Source organism: Kocuria sp. CPCC 205258 (genome assembly GCF_040981005.1).
GTDB lineage: Bacteria > Actinomycetota > Actinomycetes > Actinomycetales > Micrococcaceae > Kocuria > Kocuria rosea.
On sequence record NZ_JAVKPS010000005.1, the window covers coordinates 171,336 to 194,893 of the forward strand.

The window sequence follows — 23,558 nt, forward strand, 5'->3', positions numbered from 1 at the left end:
CGCTAGGCTGGGCCCATGGCACACTCCACGACGCCCGGCACGGTCCTCCCGCACGGGGGGCACGAGCCCCGGATCGACTCCTCCGCCTTCGTGGCCCCGACCGCCACGGTCGTGGGCGACGCCGAGCTGGGACCGGAGTCCGGGGTCTTCTACGGCGCCGTGGTGCGCGGCGACCGCTCCCCCGTCCGGCTGGGCGCGCGGTCCAACCTGCAGGACAACGTGGTGGTCCACTCCGACCCCGGCCACCCCTGCACGATCGGCGCGGACGTGAGCGTCGGCCACGGCGCCGTGGTGCACGGGTGCACCGTGGAGGACGAGGTCCTGATCGGGATGAACGCGACCGTCCTCAACGGCGCCGTGATCGGCACGGGTTCGCTGGTGGCCGCGGGCGCCGTCGTCCTCGAGGGCACCGTGGTGCCGCCCCGGTCCCTCGTGGCGGGGGTGCCGGCCGGGGTCCGGCGCGAGCTCACGGACGAGGAGCAGGAGAAGGTCCGCGCCAACGCGCGCACCTACGTCCGGCTCTCCGCCGAGCACCGCCGGCTCACCGCCTGAGCCGGGCCCGGCGGCCCGTCACTGCGCCGCGAGGGTGCGCGCGTAGTCCAGGTACGCGCCGTGGTCGAAGCCGGGCAGCAGGCAGGACTGCACCACCCAGCCCTGCAGCACCGAGAGGATGGCCTGGGCGAACATGCCGGCCCACTCGCGGGCCGCGTCGTCGTCGAGGCCCAGCTCCTCGACCGCCCACCGTCCGTAGCGCTCCTCCACCCGGTCCCGCACGCGCCCCAGGTGCTCCCCGGCCAGCGCGGCCAGACCGGGGTCGCTCACCGCCCCGCCCCACGTGATGAGCAGCAGGCGGGTGGTGGCGGGATCCGCGGCCAGCCGCTCCAGCAGTCCCACGACCCACGCCGCGGGGTCGGTGCCGGGCTCGTCCTCCGCGGCCGCGAGGACCCGGTCCAGGGCCGCGCGGGCGGCCGCGGCCACGAGCTCCTGCTTGCTCGGGAAGTGGTTGTAGAGCGCCCCCGCGGACAGCCCCGTGGCGGCGATGATGCGGTGCATCGACGCCCCCTCGTAGCCGTGCTCGAGGAAGCACTCACTGGCGGCGGCCACGATCTCGCGGCGGCGCTCGTCCTTGTACTGCTGGCTCACCCGGGGCACGGGCTCAGCCTACGCCACGAACGGACGTTCGATCGGAGCCGGCGGGCGGGACCCCGGCGGCGGGCGGCGTGGCAGAATGCGCCCATGCCTGCCCAGACCCTCAGCCCGTTCGTCGACGCCTCCCTCGACGCCGCCCACCTGGACGACCCCGGCACCGCGACCGGCCGCACGCTCGGATGGGGCGTGGTCAGCACCGCCGACATCGCGGAGAAGGTGGTCCCGGACATCGCGGCGCTGCCCGACGCCCGGCTCGTGGCCGTGAGCTCGCGGGACCAGGACCGCGCCGAGGACTTCGCCCGCCGGCACGGGGTGGAGCGGGCCTACGGCGGCACCGCCACGAGCACGGGACTGGACCGGCTCGCGGCCGACCCGGACGTGGAGATCGTCTACGTGGCCACCCCGCACGGCTACCACCACCGGGACGTCTCGGCGCTGCTGCGGGCCGGCAAGCACGTGGTGTGCGAGAAGGCCCTCGCCATGACCGCGGCGGAGGTCCGCGACCTGTTCCGCCTGGCCCGCGAGCACGGCGTCTTCCTCATGGAGGCCGTCTGGACCCGCATGACCCCCGGCTTCCGCACCGCGATGCGCTGGGTCCGGGAGGGCCGGCTCGGCCGGGTCCGCTCGGTCGAGGGGTCCATCGGCACGCACCGGGCCCTGGACCCGGCCCACCGCCTGTTCCGCCGGGCCGACGGCGGCGGGGTGCTGCTGGACATGATGGTCTACCCCCTGACGTGGACCTCCGCGGTCCTGGGGGCCCCGGATCGCTGGAGCGCCCGCGCGGAGCTCGGCGCCACGGACGTGGACCTGGACACCGCCCTGACCCTGGACTTCGGGCACGGCCGGGCGCACGTGAGCGGCACCCTGTCCGCCACGGTCCCCCACCAGGTGACGATCAGCGGCACGGACGGCTGGCTGCGGGTGGACGGACGGATCAACTGCCCGACCACCCTGGTGCTGCAGACCGCCGAGGGCGCCCGCACGGGCGCCGCCCCCGTCGTGGAGCGCGTGGACGTGGCGGGCGCCGGATACGTGTTCGAGATGCGCGAGGCCACCCGCTGCGTGCAGCAGGGCCTGCTCGAGTCCCCCGTGATGCCGTGGGCCGACTCCCTCGAGCTCGTGGAGCTCTTCGACCGGGTGCGGGCGCAGATCGGCGTGCGGTATCCCCACGACGCCCGCTGAGGGCGGTTCGCCCTGGGCGATGGGGGCCGGGACCCGTTGAAGACCGCGGGGAGCGGGATTATTATGGTCCACAGTTGAGTTGATCGGACTCAACTAAATGTCGAAGACATTGCTCATATGGTTGAGGAGATGATTGACGTGGCCACGATGTTCACCCCGTTCAACGATTTCGACCGGCTCGCCGCCTCGCTGTTCGCCCGGCAGGGCCTGCGCGAGATGCCCATGGACCTGTACCGGGACGGCGACCAGTACATCCTCCGGGCGGACCTGCCCGGCATCGACCCGGAGAGCGTCGACGTCGACGTCGACGGCCAGCTGCTGACGATCCGCGCGGAGCGGGAGCTGCCCGAGGTGCAGGACGTCCAGTGGATCACCCGGGAGCGGCAGAGCTCCTCGTTCGTCCGCCAGCTCAACCTGGGCCAGGGCATCGACATCCAGAACATCGCCGCGAACTACGACAACGGCGTGCTCACGGTCACGATCCCCGTCTCGGCGCAGGCCAAGCCGCGCAAGATCCAGGTGGTCTCCGGCCAGGGCGAGCAGCAGGCCCTGGGCGAGGGCCGGGACGAGTCCGGCGACCGCGTGATCGGCGAGGGCGAGCTCGTCAACGGCGCCGGGTCCACCCAGTCCACGGAGGGCTGAGCCCGGCCCCCGGCACCGGCACGCCCCCGGGCGGGGCCCCACGGCCACGGGCCCGTTCCCCGCGGGGAACGGGCCCGCCGCCGTGCCCGGGCCGCCCGCGGCCTCCGGCCGGACGGCGGGCCCGGCCAGCGGACGGGGCGCCGCCTCGGGTATCTTGGCACCAGGAAGCACCACCACCGATCCGACGACATCCTGGGAGACAGCCCGCACATGGCCAAGATCATCTACACCCGCACCGACGAGGCGCCCCTGCTCGCCACCTACTCCTTCAAGCCGATCATCGAGGCCTACGCCTCGACCGCCGGCGTCGAGGTGGAGACCCGCGACATCTCCCTGGCCGGGCGCATCATCGCCGCGTTCGGCGACCGCCTCCCCGAGGAGCAGCGGGTGGACGACGCCCTCGCCGAGCTCGGCGAGCTGGCCAAGAAGCCCGAGGCCAACATCATCAAGCTGCCCAACATCTCCGCCTCCGTCCCGCAGCTGAAGGCCGCGGTCAAGGAGCTGCAGGACCAGGGCGTCGCCCTCCCCGACTACCCGGACGAGCCCCGCACCGAGGAGGAGAAGGAGACCCGGGCCCGCTACGACAAGATCAAGGGCTCCGCCGTCAACCCGGTGCTGCGCGAGGGCAACTCGGACCGCCGCGCCCCCGCCTCGGTCAAGAACTACGTCCGCAAGAACCCGCACCGCATGGGCGAGTGGACGGCGGAGTCGAGGACGAACGTCGCCACGATGGGCGCCGACGACTTCCGGGACAACGAGAAGTCCGTGGTCATGGACGGCGACGACACCCTGACGATCCGCCTGGTGGCCGAGGACGGCAGCACCACGGTGCTCAAGGAGTCCGTCCCCGTGCTGGCCGGCGAGGTCGTCGACGGCACCGTGATGCGGGCCGCCGCCCTGGACGCGTTCCTCGCGGAGCAGGTCGAGCGCGCCAAGCGGGAGGACGTCCTGCTCTCGGTGCACCTGAAGGCCACCATGATGAAGGTCTCCGACCCGATCATCTTCGGCCACGTCATCGAGGCGTTCTTCCCGGAGCTCTTCGCCGCCCACGGCGCGGCCCTCGAGAAGGCGGGCCTCTCCCCCGCCAACGGGCTCGCGGCGATCCTCAACGGCCTCGACGCCCTGCCGGCCGACGTGCGCGACGACGTGCGGGCCGCGATCGACAAGGGCCTCGCCGAGGGCCCGAAGCTCGCCATGGTGAACTCCGACAAGGGCATCACGAACCTGCACGTGCCCTCCGACGTCATCGTCGACGCGTCGATGCCGGCCATGATCCGCACCTCCGGCCACATGTGGGGCCCCGAGGGCGAGGAGGCGGACACCCTCGCGGTGCTGCCGGACAGCTCCTACGCCGGGGTCTACCAGGTGGTCATCGACGACTGCCGCGCCCACGGCGCGTTCGACCCGACCACCATGGGCTCCGTGCCCAACGTCGGCCTCATGGCGATGAAGGCGGAGGAGTACGGCTCCCACGACAAGACCTTCGAGATCCCCGTGCAGGGCACCGTCCAGGTCGTCGACTCCTCCGGCGCCGTGCTCATCGAGCACGAGGTCTCCCCCGGGGACATCTGGCGGGCGTGCCAGACGAAGGACGTCGCGATCCGCGACTGGGTCAAGCTCGCCGTGACCCGCGCGCGGGCCTCCGCGACGCCGGCCGTGTTCTGGCTGGACCGCACCCGCGCCCACGACACCAACCTCATCGCCAAGGTCGAGCAGTACCTGACCGAGCACGACACCGAGGGCCTGCAGATCGAGATCATGTCCCCCGAGGAGGCCACCGCGTTCTCGATCGAGCGGATCCGCCGCGGCGAGGACACCATCTCGGTCACCGGCAACGTGCTGCGCGACTATCTGACGGACCTGTTCCCGATCCTCGAGCTGGGCACCTCCGCAAAGATGCTCTCGGTGGTCCCGCTCATCAACGGCGGCGGGCTCTTCGAGACCGGCGCCGGCGGGTCCGCGCCGAAGCACGTCCAGCAGCTGGTGGAGGAGAACCACCTGCGCTGGGACAGCCTCGGGGAGTTCCTCGCCCTCGCCGCGAGCCTCGACCACCTGGCGACCACGGCCGACAACGAGCGCGCCCGGATCCTCGGCGAGACCCTCGACCGGGCCACGGGCAAGTTCCTCGAGGAGAACAAGTCCCCGAGCCGGAAGGCCGGCGAGATCGACAACCGCGGCAGCCACTTCTACCTGGCCCTGTACTGGGCCCAGGAGCTGGCCCGCCAGGACGAGGACGCCGAGCTGGCCCAGGCCTTCGCCTCCGTGGCGGAGCAGCTGGCGGCCAACGAGGACGCGATCAACGAGGAGCTGCTCTCCGTGCAGGGCCGTCCCGCCGACATCGGCGGCTACTACCGCCCGGACGATGCCAAGACGTTCTCGGTGATGCGCCCCTCAGAGACCTTCAACCGGGTCCTCTCCTCGCTCAGCGCGTGAGCTGAGCGCCTGAGCGGAGCGCGCGGGCCGACCGCGCGCTCCGGCACGGGCAGCACGCACGGCAGCGGCCGCACTCCCCACGGGGAGTGCGGCCGCTGCCGTGCGCGGGGCATGCCGTCCGGGAGACGGCTCAGTGGAAGAAGTGCCGGGCCCCGGTGAAGTACATCGTCACGCCGGCGGCCTCGGCCGCGGCCACGACCTCCTCGTCCCGGATCGAGCCGCCGGGCTGTACCACGGCGCGCACGCCGGCGTCGAGGAGCACCTGGAGGCCGTCCGCGAACGGGAAGAACGCGTCCGAGGCCGCCACGGCGCCGCGCGCGCGCTCGGCGCCGTCCTCGCCCAGGGCGTTGGCCCGCTCCACGGAGAGCTTGCAGGAGTCCACCCGGTTGACCTGGCCCATGCCGATGCCCACGGACGCGCCGCGGTCGGCGAGCAGGATCGCGTTGGACTTCACCGCCCGCAGCGACGTCCACGCGAAGGCGAGGTCGGCGAGCGTCCGCTCGTCCGCCGGCTCCCCCGCGGCCAGCGTCCAGCCGGCGGGGTCGTCGCCCGCGGCGTCGAGCCGGTCCGAGACCTGCAGCAGCGCGCCGCCGGAGATCTGCCGGTACTCGAGGACGTCCCGCTCGAAGCCCTCGGGCAGCTCGAGCAGGCGGATGTTCTTCTTGGCCTGCAGGATCTCCAGGGCCGCAGGCTCGAAGCCGGGGGCCACGACCACCTCGGTGAAGATGTCCTGCACGGTCTCGGCCATCGCCCGGGTCACGGTCCGGTTCGCGGCGATGACCCCGCCGTAGGCGGAGAGCGGGTCGCACGCGTGGGCCTTGCGGTGGGCGTCGGCGATCGGGTCCTCGGCACCGGGGGTGGCCACGGCCAGCCCGCAGGGGTTGTTGTGCTTGACCACGGCCACGGCCGGCTCGTCGAAGTCGTAGGCGGCGCGCAGCGCGGCGTCGGCGTCCACGTAGTTGTTGTAGGACATCTCCTTGCCGTGCAGCTGGTCGGCCTGGGCGATGCCGGGGGACGCGGCCTCGTCCACGTAGAGCGCCCCCTTCTGGTGGGGGTTCTCGCCGTAGCGCAGGGAGGCCGAGCGCTGCAGGGCCAGGCCGGCGTAGGGCGGCCAGAAGTTGGCGTCCTCGTCCTGCTCGAACTGCTGGGCCGTCCAGGTGGCCACCGCGGTGTCGTAGGCGGCGGTGTGCGCGAACGCCGCGGCGGCCAGCCGGCGGCGTGCCCGCAGGTCGAAGCCGCCCGAGGCCGCCGCCTCCACAACCGCGTCGTAGGAGGACGGGTCCACGACCACGGCCACGGCCGCGTGGTTCTTCGCGGCGGCCCGGACCATGGAGGGCCCGCCGATGTCGATCTGCTCGACGACCTCGTCCTGGCCCGCGCCGGAGCGCACGGTGTCCACGAACGGGTAAAGGTTCACGACCACGAGGTCGAACGGCTCGATCTCCAGCTCGGCGAGCTGGTCCATGTGGTCCTGCTTCCGGCGGTCCGCGAGGATGCCCGCGTGCACCCGCGGGTGCAGGGTCTTGACCCGCCCCTCCAGGCACTCCTGGAACCCGGTGACCTCCGCGACCTCCGTCACCGGCACGCCCAGGTCGGCGATGCGCCGCGCGGTCGAGCCGGTGGACACGATCGCGACGCCGGCCCGGTGCAGCCCCGTGGCGAGACCCTCCAGCCCGGTCTTGTCGTAGACGGACACCAGCGCCCTCTTGAGGGGCACGCGGTCAAGCTGGGTGGGGCTCACAGGTTCTCCAAGCGTTCGAGGTCTGGGGTTGCCGGCGGGATCCGCCGGGAACCATTTTACGGACCCTCGCCGGGCCTGCTCACCGGGCGTCGTGCAGGGCTCCCTGCCGGGCCGCCGCGCCGAGCGTGCGCACGAGCAGCTCGCGCTCGGCGGCCTTGATCCGCTCGTGCAGCTGCGCCTCGGTGTCCCCCTCCTCCACGGGCACCGCCGCCTGCGCCAGGATCGGACCGGCGTCGACGTCGGCCACGACCTCGTGGACGGTGACGCCGGTGACCTTCACCCCGTGCGCGAGGGCGTCCCGCACCGCGTGCGCCCCCGGGAAGGACGGCAGCAGCGAGGGGTGGGTGTTGACGATGCGCCCCGCGAACGTCTCGACGAACTCGGCGTCCACGATCCGCATGAACCCCGCGAAGACGATCCGGTCGGGCTCCCGGGCGGCCACCGCCTCCTGCAGGGCACGGTTCCACCGCGTCCGGTCGGGGTGGTCGCCGGGCCGGACGAGGAACGTCTCGACGCCGGCCTCCCGGGCCCGCTCCAGGCCGGTGCAGGGCTTGTCCGCGCCCACGGCGGCGATCTCGACGTCGATCCGGCCCTCCCGGACGGCGTCGAGGACCGCCTGCAGATTGGTGCCGGAGCCGGAGACCATGACCACGATGCGCATGCCCCCGAGTCTAGTCGGGCGGGCGGGGAGGGCCCCCCGGGGTGCCCTAGAGTGAAGGGCATGACCCCTCCCCGCCCGACCCCCGAGGCAGCCCCCGCGGACGCACGACGCGCCGCCGCGACCCGCACGGCAGGGGGCGCGCTGGTGTGCGCGGCGGTCGCCCTGGTGCTCGTCGGCTCCGCCCTGTGGCCGACCGTGGCCGGGGTCGTGCTGGCCGCCCTCGGGATCGGGCTGGGCGTCGCGGCGCTCGTGCGCTCCCGCGGGACCGGCACGCGCCGGCTGCTGGTGCTGAGCGCGGTCGCCGCGATCGTGCTGGGCGCGCTGAGCCTGCTCACCGGCGGGGCCCGTCTGGCGCTGTGGCCGGTGGCCGAGGCCTACCAGGAGTGCGTGGCCGGCACCCTCACCCTCTCCGGGGCGGCGCAGTGCCAGCAGGAGCTCGAGGACGGGATCTGGAGCTATCTCTCCGGCGGCCCTGCGGCGCCGGCGTCGGAGGACGCCGCGGGCGCCTCGGCCGCGTCCACGTCGAACGCCTCCGCGGACCCGGTCTCCGCCACGGCCGGCCCCTGAGCCGCCCACGGGCCCGCGTCCCGGTGCCCGTCCGCGGTGCTGCGGCCGGTCCCGGGCCCGTCGGCGCCCTGCCCCTCGGTGCCGTGCTGGTCAGCCCCGTGCCCGCGTGCGGGCCGCGGCCTCCGCCGGCCGGCCGAGCGCATGGCGCGCCGGGCCGCGGTCTCCTCCCGGCGCCGCCGGCGCGCCGCCCGCCGGCCGGCCGGCGTCCCGTCCTCGCCGTCCTCGCCGCCGCGGGGCGGCGCGAACGGCGGCTCGTGCTCGAGCCACGGTCCCACCACGCAGCCGACCGCCGCCCCGACGGCCACCTCGGCGCCGAACAGCAGCAGCACGGCGGGACCGTCCGGCCCCACGTCCGTGAGCCGGCCGAGCCCCAGCGAGCCGTGCGCGAGCCAGCTCAGCAGCATCACCAGCACGCCCGCGACGGCGCCTACGAAGACCCCGGTCAGCAGCGTCGAGAGCGGGTACGTGATCCAGCGCGCGGGCAGCCGCAGCGCCATCCAGTCGTCCAGGTGGTTCTCCCCCTCGCGCAGGAACCACCAGCCGGCGAGGACGCCGGCCAGGACTGGCAGCACGACCACCACGAGCGCCCAGGCCGGGAGCTCGGCGGGCGGCAGCGCGGCGAGCGCCGGGAGCAGCGGCACGGGCCCGGCCTCGGTGCCCAGCGGAGAGGCGTGCGTGCCGGAGCCGAGCTCGAAGCCCGCGCCCGTGGCCCAGGCCAGGGCGTAGACCGCGAGGTTGGGCAGGTAGCCGAGCTGGAGTCCCGTCAGCGCGGTGTCCCCCGGCACGCCGGTGCCCAGCCGCTGGTAGACGCCCACCACGTCGTTCCAGTTCCAGAACAGGGCGGCGGCCAGCAGGGCGGCCCCGGCCCCGACCCCGGCCACGGCCGCGACGAAGCCGGCGCGCAGCACCGCCCACGCGTAGGACCCGGCCCAGCGGGAGTACTGGCTCGTGCGCTCGACCCACGCGGCGGCGTTGACGCCGATCAGTCCCGGCAGCGACCGGGAGGCCCGGTACGCGCCCACGAACCCGCCCAGGGCCACGGGGACGAGCGGGAAGACGGCGGCCGCGGCCGGGCTCGCCGAGACCTCCCCTCCGCTGAAGAGCAGCGCGGCGGCGGCGCCGAACGCGGAGTAGGCGGCCAGGCCGCTGAGGTACGGCTGCCAGAACTGGCCCTCCCAGCAGGCGCGGGCCAGCCGTCTCCCAGCGTGCCAGGAGAGCGCGAACGGCACGAGGGTCAGCCCGAGCGGGACGAGGTTGAGCGTCCCGGTGGTCGCGGGCAGCCCTGCGCCCGGGTCCAGGGCCACCTGGAGCGGGGTGAGGTGGGCGAGCAGCCACACGTGGCCGGAGAGCACGAACCCGCCGGTCAGGCCGAGGGTGTCGAAGCCGTCGGCGAGCCACACCATGAGGACGGTCAGCAGGACCAGCAGGTAGGACACCACGGCCACGGAGCCGAGTTCCAGCGCGCCCTGCAGCCACAGCGGCATGGGCACACCCCGGCGGTCCGGGCGTGCAGCGGGGGAGGACAGGCCTTGGGAGTTCATCACCGACCATCCTCCCACGCCCGGGCGGCACCCCGGCCGAGGCTTCACGGCGCCTTCACCGGCGGGCCACGCCCCGCTTGCCGTCCGGTCGCCGGGCCCCGGCAGGCTCGGGAGCATGAGAGTCGCCGTGGTCGCCGAGCAGTTCCTCCCCCACCTCAACGGAGTCACCCACTCGGTGCTGCGGGTCGTCGAGCAGCTGGTCGCCGGCGGGCATGACGTCGTGGTCGTGGCGCCCTCCTACGACCCCGCGCCGCTGGGGCGCCCGGCGGAGCAGGTCGTCGAGGACCTCGACGGGGTGCCGGTGCACCGGCTGCCCGCCGTTCCGCTCACCGGCTACCCCGCCGTGCGGGTGGCCGGCGGGACCGTGGCCCGGGTGCGGCGGCAGCTGGAGCGCTTCCGGCCGGACGTGGTCCACGTGGCCTCCCCGTTCGTGCTGGGCCGCCGGGCGATCCTGGCGGCCCAGCAGCTCGGGGTGCCGTGCGTGGCGGTCTACCAGACCGACGTGCCCGGCTACGCGGCCAAGTACGGGGCCCCGTTCCTCGAGCAGCTCCTGTGGGGGCACGTGCGCTCCATGCACAACCTCGCCACGCTCACGCTCGCGCCGTCCACCGCGGCGGTCCGGCAGCTCACCGAGCACGGCGTCCAGGACGTGCACCTGTGGCGGCGCGGGGTGGACACCACCCGCTTCTCCCCCCGGCACCGGGACGAGCGGTGGCGGGAGGAGGTCGGCGGCGGCCGGCGGATCGTCGGCTACGTGGGCCGGATCGCCCCGGAGAAGCAGGTCGAGGACCTCTCCGCGGTCGCGGACCTGCCCGGCACCCGTCTGGTGGTCGTGGGCTCGGGCCCGGAGGAGGACGCCCTGCGCCGCCGGCTCCCGCAGGCCCACTTCACCGGGCGCCGCAGCGGCGCCGACCTGGCGCGCATCATGGCGTCCTTCGACGTGTTCGTCCACCCCGGCGAGTTCGAGACGTTCTGCCAGACGATCCAGGAGGCCATGGCCTCGGGGGTGCCGGTGGTCGCGACCGGCCGGGGTGGGCCCCTCGACCTCGTGGACCGGTCCCGCACCGGCTGGCTCTATCCCCCGGGCGACCTCGGGGCGCTGCGCGGGCACGTGGCGGATCTCCTGGGCGACGAGGCGAAGCGGGCCGCGTTCGGCGTCGCGGCGCACGCGGCGGTCCAGGGCCGGACGTGGGACGTGCTGGTCGGGCAGCTGCTCGAGCACTACGAGCGCGCCGTGGCGCTCTCGGCCCAGGGGCAGGGGCGGGGCCGGCGGCACCGCCGGGCCGTCTGAGGGCTACCGGCGGGCGGGGGACGCGTCCAGCACGGGCGCCCCGGTGCCGGCGTACCGCTCCGGCTCCGCGGTCAGCACGGTCAGCCCGTGCACCAGGGCCGTGGCCGCGGTGAGCCCGGCGAGCGGGTCGGCCGCCCCCGTCGCGGCCAGCGCTCCCCACGCCCGGGCCACGGCGGCGTCCGCGGGGAGCACCCGGCCCGGGAAGCGCAGCTCGAGCTGCTCCGCCCACAGCGTCTCGTCGGGCCGCTCGGCGAGCAGCTCCCCGAGCACCGTGGCGGGCAGGAACAGCCGCCGGTGTCCGTGCCGGCGCAGGGCCTCGGCCAGCTCGGGGCAGCGCTCCGGGGTGCGCACCCCCAGCAGCACGGAACGGTCCAGGAGGAGGTCCACGGCGGCGGGCCTCAGGCCGCGGCGGCGAGCTCCCCGCGGGCCGGAGCCAGCAGGAAGTCCACGAACTCGGTGCGGACCTGCACCACGCGGGCGTAGTCCTCGACGCTCATGGCGGAGACGCTGATCGCCGGGACGCTCGGCGCGGGGCCGCGGCGGGCTCCGTCCCCGGTGGCCGGGACGGCGAGGGAGGGCTGGGGATACGCGCCCGTGCGGGCGGCCGAGTGGCGGGGGTCGGACATGACCGGGATCCTTCGTGCGCTCTTGCTCGCACCGGGTACCGCTGCTGCGGCGATGCGAGCCGCTTCGTCATCCGAACCACCCGTGAACATGGGGTTGGTGCCCGGTCAAGTCGGAGCTTGCCGACCGGGTCTCTTGAAGCTCTCCCCATTGAACCACATCGGCCGAACCGTGTCCGGTGCGGCGCCCCGGCCGGATCCGGTGCCCCCCTCCTGTGCACAGGCCTTCCCCGGGGTGTCACCGCCCGGACATCTCGACGACACATCGTTGCGCTGGAATGGGTCCCGTAGGACCGGGGACGGCGCAGGCGACGACCCCGCGCATTACGTTTCAGTGACACAACTCACGACTCGCTTGTCGTGGTGTCGGTGCCGCGGGGTAGCCTGAACCTGCTTCTCGAGATGCGGCGTCCACGCCCTCGGCCGGAGATCGACGATCCCCGGCGGAACCGTGGAGGGGCTCCGACCCGCTGCGCGCCAACCCGATGTTCCCGGGTGGATCGGATGACGAAGCGGCGGGCAACGCCATCGGATGCCTGCAAGAACGTCAGGAGAAAACATGACCATGTCCGAAGAAAGAACAGCCATCACCACCGACCAGCGCGAGGAGTGGATCGACGTGACCGTCACCGCCCTCCCCGATCTGCACCTCGTCCGTCTCACGTCGACCGACGGGGACGTGCAGGAGTACCTGAGCCCCGAGGCCGACGACCTGGCCGCCGCGGCGGAGCACACGGAGGGTACGGCGCAATGGTGCGCCAAGTACCGCCAGCTCCTCGTTCCCGGAGCCCTCGCGGCGACCGGACGGCACCCGTTCTTCAAGCTCCACCCCTCGTCCCTCCCGATGTCGGCATAGCCGGCGGACAGGAGCGCACGGAGGCCGCAGCCCGTCGGGCTGCGGCCTCCGTCGTGCCGGAGGACGGTGACGTCCGGAGCGCCGGTGGGACCCGCGGGGTGCTCACTCGAGGCCGTAGTCCCCCGCCAAGCCCCACCCGCCGCCGGCCTCGTCGGCGGAGCCGTCGAATGTCCACTCGGAGGCCTCGACCTCGAACGGCACGGAGACGTCCAGCTCGGCGTCGGAGACCCGGTTCACCACGAAGGGGTCCTCCGGCTCCTCCGCGGCGGGGAGCGGATCGGGAACGGTCACGGCGCTTCCTCCCGGTGCTGCTCGGCGGGTACGACGACAGAACCGCCGCCGGGCGCAGCCCGACGACGGTTCTGGAGGATCAACGGGCCGGAGCCCGCGGAAGATCCTTAGGAGATGACGTTGATGTTCGCAGCCTGGGGGCCCTTGGGGCCGTCCTGGGTCTCGAACTCGACGCGGTCGTTCTCGTTCAGCGAGCGGAAGCCGTTCGAGTTGATCGCGGAGAAGTGGGCGAAGACGTCCTTGGAGCCGTCCTCGGGGGTGATGAAGCCGAAGCCCTTGTCAGCGTTGAACCACTTGACGATACCGGTAGTCATGGGAGACCTGATCCTTCATGAGATGAACGTTTCCCGACGTTCGAGAAACAAAACAGTTGTGATGCATGGAAAACGTCTTCTCAGAAAAACTGCTGCACCCGAGTGGGCCGAACTGCTTGAAAGACAAAAACGAACCTCAACAACTGCGGACTACTCTACACGAGATCCGGCGCCGCACCACCCGGGGCGGTGCGGCGGACCCGGCCCGGCGCCGGGGACCGCTCAGACCGGCGGGGCGCCGAGCTCGATGAGGAGCACTCCGCCGGCGATGAGAGCCACCCCGGCCGCCGTCACCCAGGTGAACGGCTCGCGGAACAGGACCCGGCCGGCCAGCGCCGTCAGCGCCACGCCGGAGGCCGACCAGATGCCGTAGGCGACGCCCAGCGCCATGCCCTCGGCCAGGACGAGGCTCAGGCAGGTGAACGCCACCAGGTAGCCGACGGTCACGGCGGCGTACCAGCGGCGGCGGCCCCCGGCGGCCATCCGCAGGGACAGGGTCCCGGCGACCTCGGTGAGGATCGAGACACTGAGGAAGAGCCAGGCCATCAGGCTGCCTCCTCGGTCTCGCGGGCGGGGCGGCGGGAGCCGAGCTCCACGCACAGCACGCCGGCCACGACCAGCACGATCCCGGCCAGCACGGCCGGGCCCAGCCGCTCACCGTAGACCACGGCCGCCGCCAGGGCGGTGAGCATCACCCCGAGGGCGGCCCACACGCCGTAGGCGACCCCCACCGGCGTGCCGCGGCGCAGCACGGCCGCCAGGAGGGTGAACGCGGCGAGGTAGCCGGTGACGACGAGCACGTACCAGGCGGGCTCGTCCAGAGCCGCCTTCAGCGACAGCGTGGCCGCCACCTCGGCGAGCACGGCGGCGAGCAGCAGCAGCCTGCGCAGCACGGCTCAGCCCTCCAGGAGCTCGTCGGCGACCGCCCTGACCCGGGCCCGCTCCTGCGGGTCGGGGGCGAAGACGCCCGCGGCGTCGGCGAACCACACGCCGTCGGCGAGCAGCCGCACGGCCAGCAGCCGGCTCCGGCGCTCGGCGGGCAGGTCCTCGGGCAGGTCCACCCACGGCTCCACCCGCGCGACCCAGCGCTCCTTGAGCGTGGCGCGCAGCCGCTGGTCGGTGAGCATCACGAGGTCGGTCTCGTCGACCTCCCCGGACAGGCACCAGTCGAGGTAGGCGCGCAGCCGCTCCGCCGCGGGCACCTGCTCCGGCGGGCCGGGCAGGCGGCGGGCCATCTGCGCGTCCCAGCCGTCCATCACCCGGTCCACCAGGGCGAGCATCAGCGCCTCCTTGGTGGGGAAGTGGTACATCACCCCGGGCTTGGTCAGACCCGCCTGCCGCGCGGCCGACGCCAGGGAGACCGTACCGCCGCCCCGGATCAGCTCGAGGGCGCCGTCGAGGATGCGCTCGCGGGAGGAGGTGCTCATGAAAAAGAACTTTACCAACCGGAAGGAAGGTGTCACGATGTTGCGCACGGCCGATGTGCTGTCCAGCACGGCACGGGCCCACTACACGACGACGACGTCCCGCCCCGCCCGGTCCGTGCAGGTCCGGTCACCGGGTGCACCCCGCCCTGGACCACTCTCCACAGGAGGACCCGTCCCATGACCACTGCCGTGCACGACAGCACGTCCAAGAGCGAGGCCCCCAACGGCGCCCAGCGCCCCCGACCGACGGTGAACTGGGTCGTGTTCGCCGGCTCGGGCGTGACCATCATCCTGTTCTCCCTGTGGGCGATCCTCGCCCCCGACCAGGCCTCCGCGGTGATCAACGCCGTGGTCGGCTGGATCGCGACCAACATGGGCTGGTTCTACGTCCTGACGGCCACGGTGGTGACGGTCTTCGTCCTGGTCGTGGCGTTCTCCCGGGAGGGGACCATCAAGATGGGCCCCGACCACTCGAAGCCGCAGTACAACCTGTTCACCTGGACCGCGATGCTCTTCGCCGCCGGCATCGGCATCGACCTGCTGTTCTTCTCCGTGGCCGAGCCCGTCACCCAGTACTACGGCCCGCCCGCCGGGGAGGGCGGGACGGCCGAGGCCACCCGCATGGCCGTGGTGTGGACGCTGTTCCACTACGGCGTCACGGGCTGGGCGATGTACGCGCTGATGGGCATGGCCTTCGGCTACTTCGCCTACCGGTGGAACATGCCCCTGAGCATCCGCTCGGCCCTCTACCCGCTGATCGGCAGGCGGGTGCAGGGGCGCACGGGGGACGTCGTGGACATCGCGGCGCTGCTGGGCACGATCTTCGGCGTGGCGACCTCGCTGGGCATCGGCGTGGTGCAGCTCAACTACGGCCTCTACCTGCTCTTCGGGATCGAGGAGGGGACCGCGGCGCAGATCGGGCTGATCGTCGTGGCCGTGGTGATGGCCACCGCCTCGTGCGTCTCGGGCGTGGACAAGGGCATCCGCAGGCTCTCCGAGCTCAACGTGCTCATGGCCGTGGCGCTGATCGTCTGGGTGCTCGTGGCCGGCCGGACCTCGTTCCTGCTCGACGCCACGGTGCAGAACCTCGGCGACTACGTCTCCTCGCTGCCGGGGATGACCATGGAGACGTTCGCCTACACCGGTGCGGCGGAGTGGATGGCGGGGTGGACCCTCTTCTTCTGGGCCTGGTGGATCGCCTGGGCGCCGTTCGTCGGCCTGTTCCTGGCGCGGATCTCCCGGGGCCGTACCCTGCGCGAGTTCGTGATCGCGACCCTGACCGTGCCGTTCCTGTTCATCCTCATCCTGGTCTCGGTCTTCGGCAACAGCGCCCTGGCGATCGTCACGGGCGGCGACGACGCCTTCGGCCAGGCCGCCATGAACACCCCCGAGCGGGCGTTCTACTCGCTGCTCGAGCAGTACCCGGGCGCGCCGGTGCTCATCGCGCTCGCCTCGCTGGCCGGGCTGCTGTTCTACGTCACGAGCGCCGACTCGGGCGCGCTCGTGATGTCGACGTTCACCTCGACGATCCAGGACCCCACCCAGGACGGGCCCAAGTGGCTGCGCATCTTCTGGGCCGCCGCCACCGGGCTGCTGACCCTGGCGATGCTGCTGGTGGGCGGGGTGCCGACCCTGCAGGCCGCCACGCTGATCATCGGCCTGCCCTTCTCGATCGTGATGTACCTGGTCATGATCGGGTTCTGGAAGGCCCTGCGCGCCGAGCGCTCCCAGCGCGAGGGACGCAGCTCCACCCGCCGCTCCGCGGCCGCGTCCCGCATCCCCGGCCCGGACAGCCACTGGCGCCGGCGGCTCTCCCGGACCGGCTCGTTCCCGGGCCCTAAGGCCGTGCGCCGCTACGAGGACGAGGCGCTCGTCCCCGCCCTCGCGGAGGTCGTCGAGGAGTTCCGGGCCCAGGGCCTCGACGCCGGGCTCACCAGCTCGGTGGTCGGCTACCAGGACCTGTCCGAGCACACGCTGACCGTGCGGATGGGCGAGGACCGGGACTTCTGCTACCAGATCTATCCGGTGGCCACGCCCGTGCCGGCCTTCGGCGGGTTCCGCACCAACCCGGACTCCGACCTGTACTACCGCCTGGAGGTCTTCAACGAGACCGGCTCGCAGGGCACGGACGTCATGGACTGGAGCCACGAGCAGGTCATCAACGACGTCCTCGACAGCTGGGAGGCGCACCTGGCCTTCCTGAGCATCCACGACGGGCCGTCCGTCATCCAGGACGGCGAGCAGGGCCACCCCGACTGGTCCACCGACATCCACGACGTGCCGACGGGGCAGATCCCCGCGGCGAAGGAGGCACACCCGTGAGCAGCACTTTGTATATCGACGGCCAGTGGCAGGCCGCCGCCGAGGGCGGCACCCGCACCATCGTCTGTCCCGCCGACGGCGCCGAGGTCGGCACCGTCGCCGAGGCGACCGCGCAGGACACCGAGCGCGCGATCGCCGCGGCCCGCCGCGCCTTCGACGACGGCCGCTGGTCGTCCGTGCCGGCCCCGGAGCGCGGGGACCTGCTGCTGCGGGTCGCCGCCCGGCTGCGCGAGCGCAAGGACGAGTTCGCCCGCGCCGAGTCCCTCGACACCGGCAAGCGGCTGGTCGAGTCCGAGATCGACATGGACGACATCGCCGCGTGCTTCACGTACTTCGGCAAGGCCGCCGCGGAGCAGGCCGGGCGCGTCGTCGACGCCGGGGACCCCACCGTGGTCTCGAAGGTCGTCACCGAGCCCGTGGGCGTGTGCGGGATGATCACGCCCTGGAACTACCCGCTGCTCCAGGCCGCGTGGAAGATCGCCCCGGCGATCGCCGCCGGGTGCACCTTCGTGCTCAAGCCCGCCGAGCTCACCCCGCACACGGCGATCCTGATGATGCAGGTCCTCCAGGAGGTCGGCCTGCCCGACGGCGTGGCCAACCTCGTGCTGGGCGCCGGCGCCGAGGCAGGCGCGCCGCTGTCCTCCTCCCCCGACGTGGACCTCGTCTCCTTCACCGGCGGCGTGCTGACCGGCCGGCGGATCGCGGCCGCCGCCGCGCCCACCGTGAAGAAGGTCGCCTTGGAGCTCGGCGGCAAGAACCCCAACGTGGTCTTCGCGGACGCCGACTTCGACGCCGCCGTGGACAACGCCCTCAACGCCGCGTTCGTGCACTCCGGGCAGGTCTGCTCTGCCGGGGCGCGCCTGGTGGTCGAGGAGTCGATCGCCGAGCGCTTCGTCGACGAGCTCGTCCGCCGGGCCGAGCGGATCCGCCTCGGCGGACCCTTCGACGAGCAGGCCGAGACCGGGCCCCTCATCTCGGCGGCCCAGCGCGAGAAGGTGCACGCGTACGTGGAGCGCGCCCGCGAGCAGGGGGCGCGCGTCCGCACCGGCGGCGAGCACTCCACCGGGACGTCCGCCGACGGGTCGCTGGACCTCGGGCAGGGCTTCTTCTACCCGCCCACCGTGATCGACCGCTGCACCCGCGAGATGGACTGCGTGCACGACGAGGCCTTCGGCCCCACCGTCACGGTCGAGACCTTCCGCACCGAGGACGAGGCCGTCGAGATCGGCAACGACACGATCTACGGCCTCGCCGGGGCCGTGTGGACCGCGGACGCCGGCCGCGCCCACCGCGTGGCGGGCCGGCTGCGCCACGGCACGATCTGGATCAACGACTTCCACCCCTACCTGCCGCAGGCGGAGTGGGGCGGGATGAAGCAGTCGGGCGTCGGGCGCGAGCTCGGCCCCACCGGCCTGGGCGAGTACCAGGAGCTCAAGCACGTCTACCAGAACACGGCCCCCGCCGTGACCGGCTGGTTCGCCGCACCCTGACCCGCGCCCGCCCGGCGTCGTCGTCGCCCGCACGACGACGACGCCGGCGCGCCCCTAGAACTGCCACGCCCCGAAAACTTCCCGAGACCTTCCCGAGACCCTCCCGAGGAGAGACATGACCACGCCCAGCACCACCCCAGCGCCCGAGACCCCGCAGGAGTTCGACTACCTGGTGGTCGGCGGCGGCTCCGCCGGCGCCGTCGTCGCCGCCCGCCTGTCCGAGGACCCGTCCGTGAGCGTCGGGCTGATCGAGGCCGGACCGCACGACCGGGGCATCGACGAGGTGCTGACCCTCAGCCGGTGGATGGAGCTGCTGGAGTCCGGCTACGACTGGGACTACCCCGTCGAGGAGCAGGAGAACGGCAACTCGCACATGCGCATGGCCCGCGCCAAGGTGCTGGGCGGCTGCTCGTCGCACAACTCGTGCATCGCGTTCTGGGCTCCGGCCGAGGACCTGGACGAGTGGGAGGAGGTCCACGGCGCCGAGGGCTGGAACGCCGAGACCGCCTTCCGGCTCTACCAGAAGCTCGAGACCAACGACGACGAGGGCGCCCACCACGGCCACGACGGGCCCGTGCACCTGATGCAGATCCCGGACGACGACCCGTGCGGCGTCGCCCTGCTCGAGGCCTGCGAGCAGGCGGGGATCCCGCGCACCACCTTCAACACCGGCAAGACCGTGGTCAACGGCGCGAACTTCTTCCAGGTCAACCGCCGCGCCGACGGCACCCGGGCGTCCTCGTCCGTGTCCTACCTGCACCCGGCCGCCGACCGGGACAACCTCACGGTCCTGCACTCGACCCAGGCCAAGCGCGTGGTCGTCGAGGACGGCCGGGCGACCGGCGTCGAGGTGGTGGACAACGCCTTCGGCACGTCCCGGACCGTGCGCGCCCGCCGCGAGGTGGTCGTCTCCGCCGGCGCCATCGACACCCCCAAGCTGCTGATGCTCTCCGGGATCGGACCCGCCGAGCACCTGCGCGAGGTCGGCGTGGACGTGCTCGTGGACGCCCCCGGCGTCGGCGAGCACCTGCAGGACCACCCCGAGGGCGTGCTCCAGTGGGAGGCCCGCCGGCCCATGGTCACCGAGTCCACCCAGTGGTGGGAGGCCGGGATCTTCACCCAGGTGGACCCGGACACCGACCGGCCGGACCTGATGATGCACTACGGCTCGGTCAACTTCGACCTGCACACCTACCGGCAGGGCTACCCCACCTCGGACAACGCCTTCTGCCTCACCCCGAACGTCACCCACGCGCGCTCCCGCGGCACGGTGCGGCTGCGCTCGCGGGACTTCCGGGACAAGCCCCGGGTCGACCCCCGCTACTTCACCGACCCCGAGGGCTACGACCTGCGCATCATGACCGCCGGGATCCGCAGGGCCCGGGAGATCGTCGCCCAGTCGGCGCTGGCCGAGTGGGCCGGTGCGGAGCTGTTCCCGGGCCCGGACGTGCAGACCGACGAGGAGATCGCCGACTACGTCCGGCGCACCCACAACACCGTCTACCACCCGGCCGGGTCCTGCCGGATGGGACCGGCCGACGACGCGATGTCCCCGCTGGACCCGCAGCTGCGGGTCAAGGGGGTGGCCGGCCTGCGCGTGGCCGACGCCTCGGTGATGCCGGAGCTGACCACGGTGAACCCCAACATCACCGTCTACATGATCGGGGAGCGCGCGGCGGAGCTGATCGCCGCGGACGCCTGAGCGCCTCCCGCGCAGCACCCCCGCCGCCGGACCGGGCGCGGACGGGCCCCGGGTCGCACACCGACCCGGGGCCCGTCCGTCCCTGCCGCCCGCTCAGCTCATGAGCTTGTCCACCAGGGCCTGGGCGAACTCGGGCGTGACGTCCCCGTAGTTGAGCGAGAAGTCCTCGTCCACCTTGGCGGGCAGCAGCCCGGAGCACAGGACGGCGGCGCGGGCGTAGAGCCCGGCCAGCTCCGCGCCGATGGGCACGGACAGCAGCTCCAGCTCGGGGTCGTAGGAGACGATCGGCACCCCCGCCTGCCGGGCCGCGAAGTGCTTGCCGATGCCCGAGGCCACGAACCGGGCGTGGCCGGACTCGACGTCGGCCTGGGTGCGGAACGCGTACCGGGTCCGGTGGTGGTGGTTGATCCGGTACAGCCCCGGGCGGTTCCGGTCCTCGGTGAGCTCCCACGTGGCGTCCTCGGGGACGAAGCGCTCGGCCACCCCGTTGTACTGCATCTCCGCGCGCCGCAGCTGCTCCTCGACCTCGGACAGCGGGGGCAGGGTCTCCAGCATCGCGGGCCCGGCGTCGAAGACGACGTCGCACAGCCCCACCGGCAGCGCCTCCTGCAGCGTCCCGAGGTCCACGTCCTGCAGCAGGGTGGTCCCGTGGTCCTCCGGGGAGAGCACCACCACGGACGCGTCCTGGGCCGCGGCCGCCTCCGCGACCACGGCCTCCTTCTCCGGGGTCCAGCCGCCCGTGAGCAGCACGGAGCCGTCCACGAGCTGGGTGAGGGAGGGCCCGCAGACCTGCCAGCGCCGCACGGTCCAGTGCTCGTCGCGGACCACCTCGAGGAAGCCGAGGGCCTGCAGGTGGCCCACGAACCACTCCTCGAACCGCTCGGAGTCCTCGAGCTGGCGGGCCACGATGGACAGGCTCGAGCGCTTCCCGCCGCCCAGGAACGTGAGGGCGTCCCGGAACGGCGCCCAGGACGTCGGGTACTCCCCCTCGTCCGGGCCGATGAAGCGCAGCGCCTCCACGGAGCCGGTGGAGGTGAGCGCGGAGGGCTTCGTGAGCCGGCCCGGATAGCGCTTCTGCAGCCCGCACTGGGCGCACTGCCCGAAGATCCACGGCGCCTTCGCCTTGGGCTCCATGGCCGGCAGCACGATGCGGTGCCGGCCGGTGGCCAGGCAGGAGCGCCCCTCCGGCTCGGGCAGCGCGTTGGTGCGCTCGAGCAGCAGCTGCCCCTCCGAGGAGTGCCAGCCCGGGGCGCCGGGGACCTCGTGGTCCCCGGCCGCCTCCCGTGCGGGCAGGTTGTCGAACGCGCCCTGCACGTACCGCTCGGGCAGCTCCGCCACGATGCCCGCGGTGACGGGCCACAGGGGCTCCTCCTCGACGTGCACCATCTCGCCCTCGTAGCCGAGGGAGCGCTGGGTCAGGTGGAAGGACGAGTCCCGGAGCTTGAACTCGCGGCGCTGCCGGACCGTGCGCCCCGCCTTGAGGACGAGGGTGTAGTCGTTGGGCTTGAGGGTCCGGTCCGCCCGCGCCATCGGCGTGCCGTGCAGCGAGATCTGGAACGGGGGCACGCGCCCCTCCACGAGCTTGGCCTTCTCCAGCTTGAAGGAGTGCGGGTTGCGCCACTCGCACTCCACGGTGAGGGGCGCGTCCGTGTCCGAGGTGATGGTCACCTGCGGCGGGCGCAGCGCGGACCAGCGCACCACGTCGCCGGGGATCCGCAGCCCGCCGGAGAGGGTCACGGCGGGCACGAGACGGGGCACCAGGCCGGAGAAGTTGTCGTTCGCGGTCAGCTCCGGGTTGCCCGCGCGCAGCACCTGCACGTCGTCGAACATCACCCACCCCTCGGCGAGGCCGTGGCTGCCGGCCTCCACGAAGCGGTAGTCCGGGGAGGCGGAGTCGTCGAGGATCCGCTTGATCTGGGCGATCCACTCCGGCTCGTCCCGGACCATGATCCGGCACGGCCAGGCCGCGGGGATGTGGTCCACGGAGATGAAGGTGTCCGAGAACCCGTCCTTCGCGAAGATGACGACGGGGCGCGGGTGGCGCTCGAAGCGCACGTCCCCGGCGCTGAGCTGCAGGGTCCCGCCCAGCAGCGTCCCCGGGTCCATCCGCGCGGTGTAGGCGGAGACCCCCAGGAAGGCGTCCCCGATGAAGGACAGGAACACGGTGCGGGGCCCCGCCGTGGTCTCGAGCTCCACCTCCCGGCCGGAGAGGAAGCGCTTGGGCACCACGAAGCCGAGCTCGAACACGGGGTTGCCCACGTAGTCGGTGCTGTCCGTGAGGGACAGCGAGCAGGACTTCACGGCGCTGCGGCCGGGCCCCCGGCCGTTCGCGCGGACCTCGGCGCGGGCCTGCTCGCGGGACTGCTCCCAGACCGCGAGCTCCGCCAGCGCGATCTCGAGACCGGGCTCGCGGGTGAGGGGGTTCGCCCAGACCTGCTTCATGGCCTTGGACGCCTTCGTCTCGGCCATGTCGAGCCAGAAGTCGAGGTAGACCCCGAGCTCGGCGGCGGAGAGCCCCTGCGCGGTGGTCATCCCCAGGTCCTCGAACATGCGGTGCAGCTGGCGCCGCTCGGCCTCGCCGAACATCGTCTGGGACAGCGCGAGCCCGACCGGCCGCTGGTTCACCGCGTACGCCGTGGGCAGCCCGATCTCGCCGTTGCGCAGCTCGAGCCAGTAGCGCAGCGCGTCCCAGTACGCCTCGGTGTCCTTCTTGAAGGAGGACTCGAGGGCCTTCGCGTTCTCCGGCCCGGCCTGCAGGAGCACGGTCAGGGGCAGGAAGAACGTGGAGACGGACTTGTTGCCCGTCCGCGCGGCCAGGGTCGACATGTGCCGCCCGGCGAGCGCGAACAGGGCGAGCAGCGCGACGACGGGCGGCGGCGGGATCTCCGCGATGGAGTCCAGGCTGCGGCGGGTGGCGCGGTACCACTGGCCGTTGAGCCGGTTGAACACGTCGAACACCGAGCGCCGCCCGTCCTCGGTCACCAGCAGGGGCGTCACCGAGTCGGCGAGCGCCCGCAGGGTCGAGGGCCCGTCGAGGCCGCGCTCCTCGCCGATCGCGGCGAGCGTCTTGTCGTCGAGGTCGAGGTAGATCAGCTCTCCCGCCCGCTCCGGGCCGAAGAACGCCGCGCAGACCGCGTCGTTCCAGCGGAGGTAGGCGAGCTCCTCGGCACTGTCGGCAATGGCATGGTCTCCGAGGCGGAGCCCAGCAGTGTCGGGCACGAGTCCTCCGTCCGCGGCCGCACGTGGGGCCGCTGTCGTCGTTCGAGGGGTCGCCTCGATTATAGAGAGCCCGCGGGGCCGCTCCGCACGCGCGGCGCCCGGCGCCC

General features: G+C 73.1%; 22 protein-coding genes and 1 riboswitch. Of the genes, 10 read left to right on the plus strand and 12 right to left on the minus strand.

Annotation, left to right across the window (positions count from 1 at the left end; genetic code table 11):
* Positions 1-15: 15 nt before the first annotated feature.
* Positions 16-552 carry a gamma carbonic anhydrase family protein gene (locus RF644_RS10845; protein WP_368796525.1) on the plus strand — a complete coding sequence of 179 codons (537 nt, stop codon included), beginning with the start codon at positions 16-18 and terminating at the stop codon, positions 550-552.
* An 18-nt stretch (positions 553-570) separates the two neighbouring features.
* Here RF644_RS10845 and RF644_RS10850 read toward each other — a convergent pair whose 3' ends face one another.
* Positions 571-1,152: a TetR/AcrR family transcriptional regulator gene (locus RF644_RS10850; protein WP_031282322.1), complete on the minus strand. Its 582-nt coding sequence runs from the start codon at positions 1,150-1,152 to the stop codon at positions 571-573.
* Between the two features lie 84 nt (positions 1,153-1,236).
* On the opposite strand from RF644_RS10850, the gene RF644_RS10855 reads away from it, so the two are divergent.
* The 3 genes from RF644_RS10855 (at position 1,237) to RF644_RS10865 (ending at position 5,406) form a co-directional block, all read left to right on the plus strand.
* On the plus strand, positions 1,237-2,331 hold the full coding sequence (locus tag RF644_RS10855; protein ID WP_368796526.1) for a Gfo/Idh/MocA family protein: 1,095 nt from the start codon (positions 1,237-1,239) through the stop codon (positions 2,329-2,331).
* A 138-nt stretch (positions 2,332-2,469) separates the two neighbouring features.
* Positions 2,470-2,973 carry an Hsp20/alpha crystallin family protein gene (locus tag RF644_RS10860; protein WP_017832166.1) on the plus strand — a complete coding sequence of 168 codons (504 nt, stop codon included), beginning with the start codon at positions 2,470-2,472 and terminating at the stop codon, positions 2,971-2,973.
* Positions 2,974-3,183: 210 nt separating this feature from the next.
* Positions 3,184-5,406 carry an NADP-dependent isocitrate dehydrogenase gene (locus tag RF644_RS10865; RefSeq protein WP_368796527.1) on the plus strand — a complete coding sequence of 741 codons (2,223 nt, stop codon included), beginning with the start codon at positions 3,184-3,186 and terminating at the stop codon, positions 5,404-5,406.
* Between the two features lie 130 nt (positions 5,407-5,536).
* Here the strand turns inward: RF644_RS10865 and purH are convergent, their stop codons facing one another.
* Both purH and purN read right to left on the minus strand, forming a co-directional pair.
* Positions 5,537-7,147 (minus strand): bifunctional phosphoribosylaminoimidazolecarboxamide formyltransferase/IMP cyclohydrolase, encoded by a 1,611-nt coding sequence (gene purH, locus RF644_RS10870; RefSeq protein WP_368796528.1) that lies wholly within the window; start codon positions 7,145-7,147, stop codon positions 5,537-5,539.
* 79 nt (positions 7,148-7,226) lie between these two features.
* Positions 7,227-7,808: a phosphoribosylglycinamide formyltransferase gene (gene purN / locus RF644_RS10875; RefSeq protein WP_368796529.1), complete on the minus strand. Its 582-nt coding sequence runs from the start codon at positions 7,806-7,808 to the stop codon at positions 7,227-7,229.
* Between the two features lie 60 nt (positions 7,809-7,868).
* On the opposite strand from purN, the gene RF644_RS10880 reads away from it, so the two are divergent.
* Entirely contained in the window at positions 7,869-8,375 is a 507-nt protein-coding gene (locus tag RF644_RS10880) for a hypothetical protein (RefSeq protein ID WP_115162366.1), read from the plus strand.
* Here RF644_RS10880 and RF644_RS10885 read toward each other — a convergent pair.
* A complete protein-coding gene (locus tag RF644_RS10885; protein WP_368796608.1) occupies positions 8,264-9,916 on the minus strand; it encodes a DUF6350 family protein in 1,653 nt (550 codons plus the stop codon). The genes RF644_RS10880 and RF644_RS10885 overlap by 112 nt on opposite strands.
* A gap of 115 nt (positions 9,917-10,031) precedes the next feature.
* Between RF644_RS10885 and RF644_RS10890 the strand changes: the two genes are divergently transcribed.
* Positions 10,032-11,207 (plus strand): glycosyltransferase family 1 protein, encoded by a 1,176-nt coding sequence (locus RF644_RS10890; RefSeq protein ID WP_133410628.1) that lies wholly within the window; start codon positions 10,032-10,034, stop codon positions 11,205-11,207.
* Between the two features lie 3 nt (positions 11,208-11,210).
* Here the strand turns inward: RF644_RS10890 and RF644_RS10895 are convergent, their stop codons facing one another.
* Both RF644_RS10895 and RF644_RS10900 read right to left on the minus strand, forming a co-directional pair.
* The gene (locus RF644_RS10895; RefSeq protein ID WP_368796530.1) at positions 11,211-11,594 is read right to left on the minus strand and encodes a PIN domain-containing protein; all 384 of its coding nucleotides are present in this window, start codon (positions 11,592-11,594) and stop codon (positions 11,211-11,213) included.
* Positions 11,595-11,605: 11 nt separating this feature from the next.
* Positions 11,606-11,833: a hypothetical protein gene (locus RF644_RS10900; protein WP_368796531.1), complete on the minus strand. Its 228-nt coding sequence runs from the start codon at positions 11,831-11,833 to the stop codon at positions 11,606-11,608.
* 13 nt (positions 11,834-11,846) lie between these two features.
* A riboswitch (SAM riboswitch) is annotated at positions 11,847-11,972 on the minus strand.
* Between the two features lie 417 nt (positions 11,973-12,389).
* On the opposite strand from RF644_RS10900, the gene RF644_RS10905 reads away from it, so the two are divergent.
* The gene (locus RF644_RS10905) at positions 12,390-12,686 is read left to right on the plus strand and encodes a hypothetical protein (protein WP_368796532.1); all 297 of its coding nucleotides are present in this window, start codon (positions 12,390-12,392) and stop codon (positions 12,684-12,686) included.
* Positions 12,687-12,788: 102 nt separating this feature from the next.
* On the opposite strand, the gene RF644_RS10910 is transcribed toward RF644_RS10905, so the two are convergent.
* From RF644_RS10910 to RF644_RS10930, 5 genes are all read right to left on the minus strand, one after another.
* Positions 12,789-12,977 (minus strand): hypothetical protein, encoded by a 189-nt coding sequence (locus RF644_RS10910; RefSeq protein WP_368796533.1) that lies wholly within the window; start codon positions 12,975-12,977, stop codon positions 12,789-12,791.
* Between the two features lie 107 nt (positions 12,978-13,084).
* Positions 13,085-13,291, minus strand: coding sequence for a cold-shock protein (locus RF644_RS10915; protein WP_017832155.1), 207 nt, complete (start codon positions 13,289-13,291; stop codon positions 13,085-13,087).
* A gap of 222 nt (positions 13,292-13,513) precedes the next feature.
* Positions 13,514-13,837 carry a multidrug efflux SMR transporter gene (locus tag RF644_RS10920; RefSeq protein ID WP_368796534.1) on the minus strand — a complete coding sequence of 108 codons (324 nt, stop codon included), beginning with the start codon at positions 13,835-13,837 and terminating at the stop codon, positions 13,514-13,516.
* Complete coding sequence (locus RF644_RS10925; RefSeq protein ID WP_368796535.1) at positions 13,837-14,184, minus strand: multidrug efflux SMR transporter; 348 nt, start codon at positions 14,182-14,184, stop codon at positions 13,837-13,839. Before RF644_RS10925 ends, RF644_RS10920 begins: the two co-directional genes overlap by 1 nt.
* A gap of 3 nt (positions 14,185-14,187) precedes the next feature.
* Positions 14,188-14,718, minus strand: a complete 531-nt coding sequence (locus RF644_RS10930; RefSeq protein ID WP_368796536.1) for a TetR/AcrR family transcriptional regulator — start codon at positions 14,716-14,718, stop codon at positions 14,188-14,190.
* Positions 14,719-14,895: 177 nt separating this feature from the next.
* On the opposite strand from RF644_RS10930, the gene betT reads away from it, so the two are divergent.
* The 3 genes from betT (at position 14,896) to RF644_RS10945 (ending at position 20,232) form a co-directional block, all read left to right on the plus strand.
* The gene (gene betT, locus RF644_RS10935) at positions 14,896-17,040 is read left to right on the plus strand and encodes a choline BCCT transporter BetT (protein WP_368796537.1); all 2,145 of its coding nucleotides are present in this window, start codon (positions 14,896-14,898) and stop codon (positions 17,038-17,040) included.
* On the plus strand, positions 17,037-18,530 hold the full coding sequence (locus RF644_RS10940; RefSeq protein WP_368796538.1) for an aldehyde dehydrogenase family protein: 1,494 nt from the start codon (positions 17,037-17,039) through the stop codon (positions 18,528-18,530). The genes betT and RF644_RS10940 overlap by 4 nt, the downstream gene beginning before the upstream one ends.
* 115 nt (positions 18,531-18,645) lie before the next feature.
* Positions 18,646-20,232: a GMC family oxidoreductase gene (locus RF644_RS10945; protein ID WP_368796539.1), complete on the plus strand. Its 1,587-nt coding sequence runs from the start codon at positions 18,646-18,648 to the stop codon at positions 20,230-20,232.
* Positions 20,233-20,325: 93 nt separating this feature from the next.
* Here the strand turns inward: RF644_RS10945 and RF644_RS10950 are convergent, their stop codons facing one another.
* On the minus strand, positions 20,326-23,451 hold the full coding sequence (locus tag RF644_RS10950; protein WP_368796540.1) for a hypothetical protein: 3,126 nt from the start codon (positions 23,449-23,451) through the stop codon (positions 20,326-20,328).
* Between the last annotated feature and the right edge of the window lie 107 nt (positions 23,452-23,558).

Excerpts from the sequence above, each read along its gene's own strand:
- RF644_RS10920 (WP_368796534.1), bottom strand. The coding sequence starts at position 13,837 with ATGGCCTGGCTCTTCCTCAGTGTCTCGATCCTCACCGAGGTCGCCGGG.
- betT (WP_368796537.1), top strand. The coding sequence starts at position 14,896 with ATGACCACTGCCGTGCACGACAGCACGTCCAAGAGCGAGGCCCCCAAC.
- RF644_RS10900 (WP_368796531.1), bottom strand. The coding sequence starts at position 11,833 with ATGTCCGACCCCCGCCACTCGGCCGCCCGCACGGGCGCGTATCCCCAG.
- RF644_RS10865 (WP_368796527.1), top strand. The coding sequence starts at position 3,184 with ATGGCCAAGATCATCTACACCCGCACCGACGAGGCGCCCCTGCTCGCC.
- RF644_RS10855 (WP_368796526.1), top strand. The coding sequence starts at position 1,237 with ATGCCTGCCCAGACCCTCAGCCCGTTCGTCGACGCCTCCCTCGACGCC.
- RF644_RS10890 (WP_133410628.1), top strand. The coding sequence starts at position 10,032 with ATGAGAGTCGCCGTGGTCGCCGAGCAGTTCCTCCCCCACCTCAACGGA.
- RF644_RS10885 (WP_368796608.1), bottom strand. The coding sequence starts at position 9,916 with ATGAACTCCCAAGGCCTGTCCTCCCCCGCTGCACGCCCGGACCGCCGG.
- RF644_RS10945 (WP_368796539.1), top strand. The coding sequence starts at position 18,646 with ATGACCACGCCCAGCACCACCCCAGCGCCCGAGACCCCGCAGGAGTTC.
- RF644_RS10905 (WP_368796532.1), top strand. The coding sequence starts at position 12,390 with ATGACCATGTCCGAAGAAAGAACAGCCATCACCACCGACCAGCGCGAG.
- RF644_RS10930 (WP_368796536.1), bottom strand. The coding sequence starts at position 14,718 with ATGAGCACCTCCTCCCGCGAGCGCATCCTCGACGGCGCCCTCGAGCTG.
- RF644_RS10845 (WP_368796525.1), top strand. The coding sequence starts at position 16 with ATGGCACACTCCACGACGCCCGGCACGGTCCTCCCGCACGGGGGGCAC.
- RF644_RS10915 (WP_017832155.1), bottom strand. The coding sequence starts at position 13,291 with ATGACTACCGGTATCGTCAAGTGGTTCAACGCTGACAAGGGCTTCGGC.
- RF644_RS10880 (WP_115162366.1), top strand. The coding sequence starts at position 7,869 with ATGACCCCTCCCCGCCCGACCCCCGAGGCAGCCCCCGCGGACGCACGA.
- purN (WP_368796529.1), bottom strand. The coding sequence starts at position 7,808 with ATGCGCATCGTGGTCATGGTCTCCGGCTCCGGCACCAATCTGCAGGCG.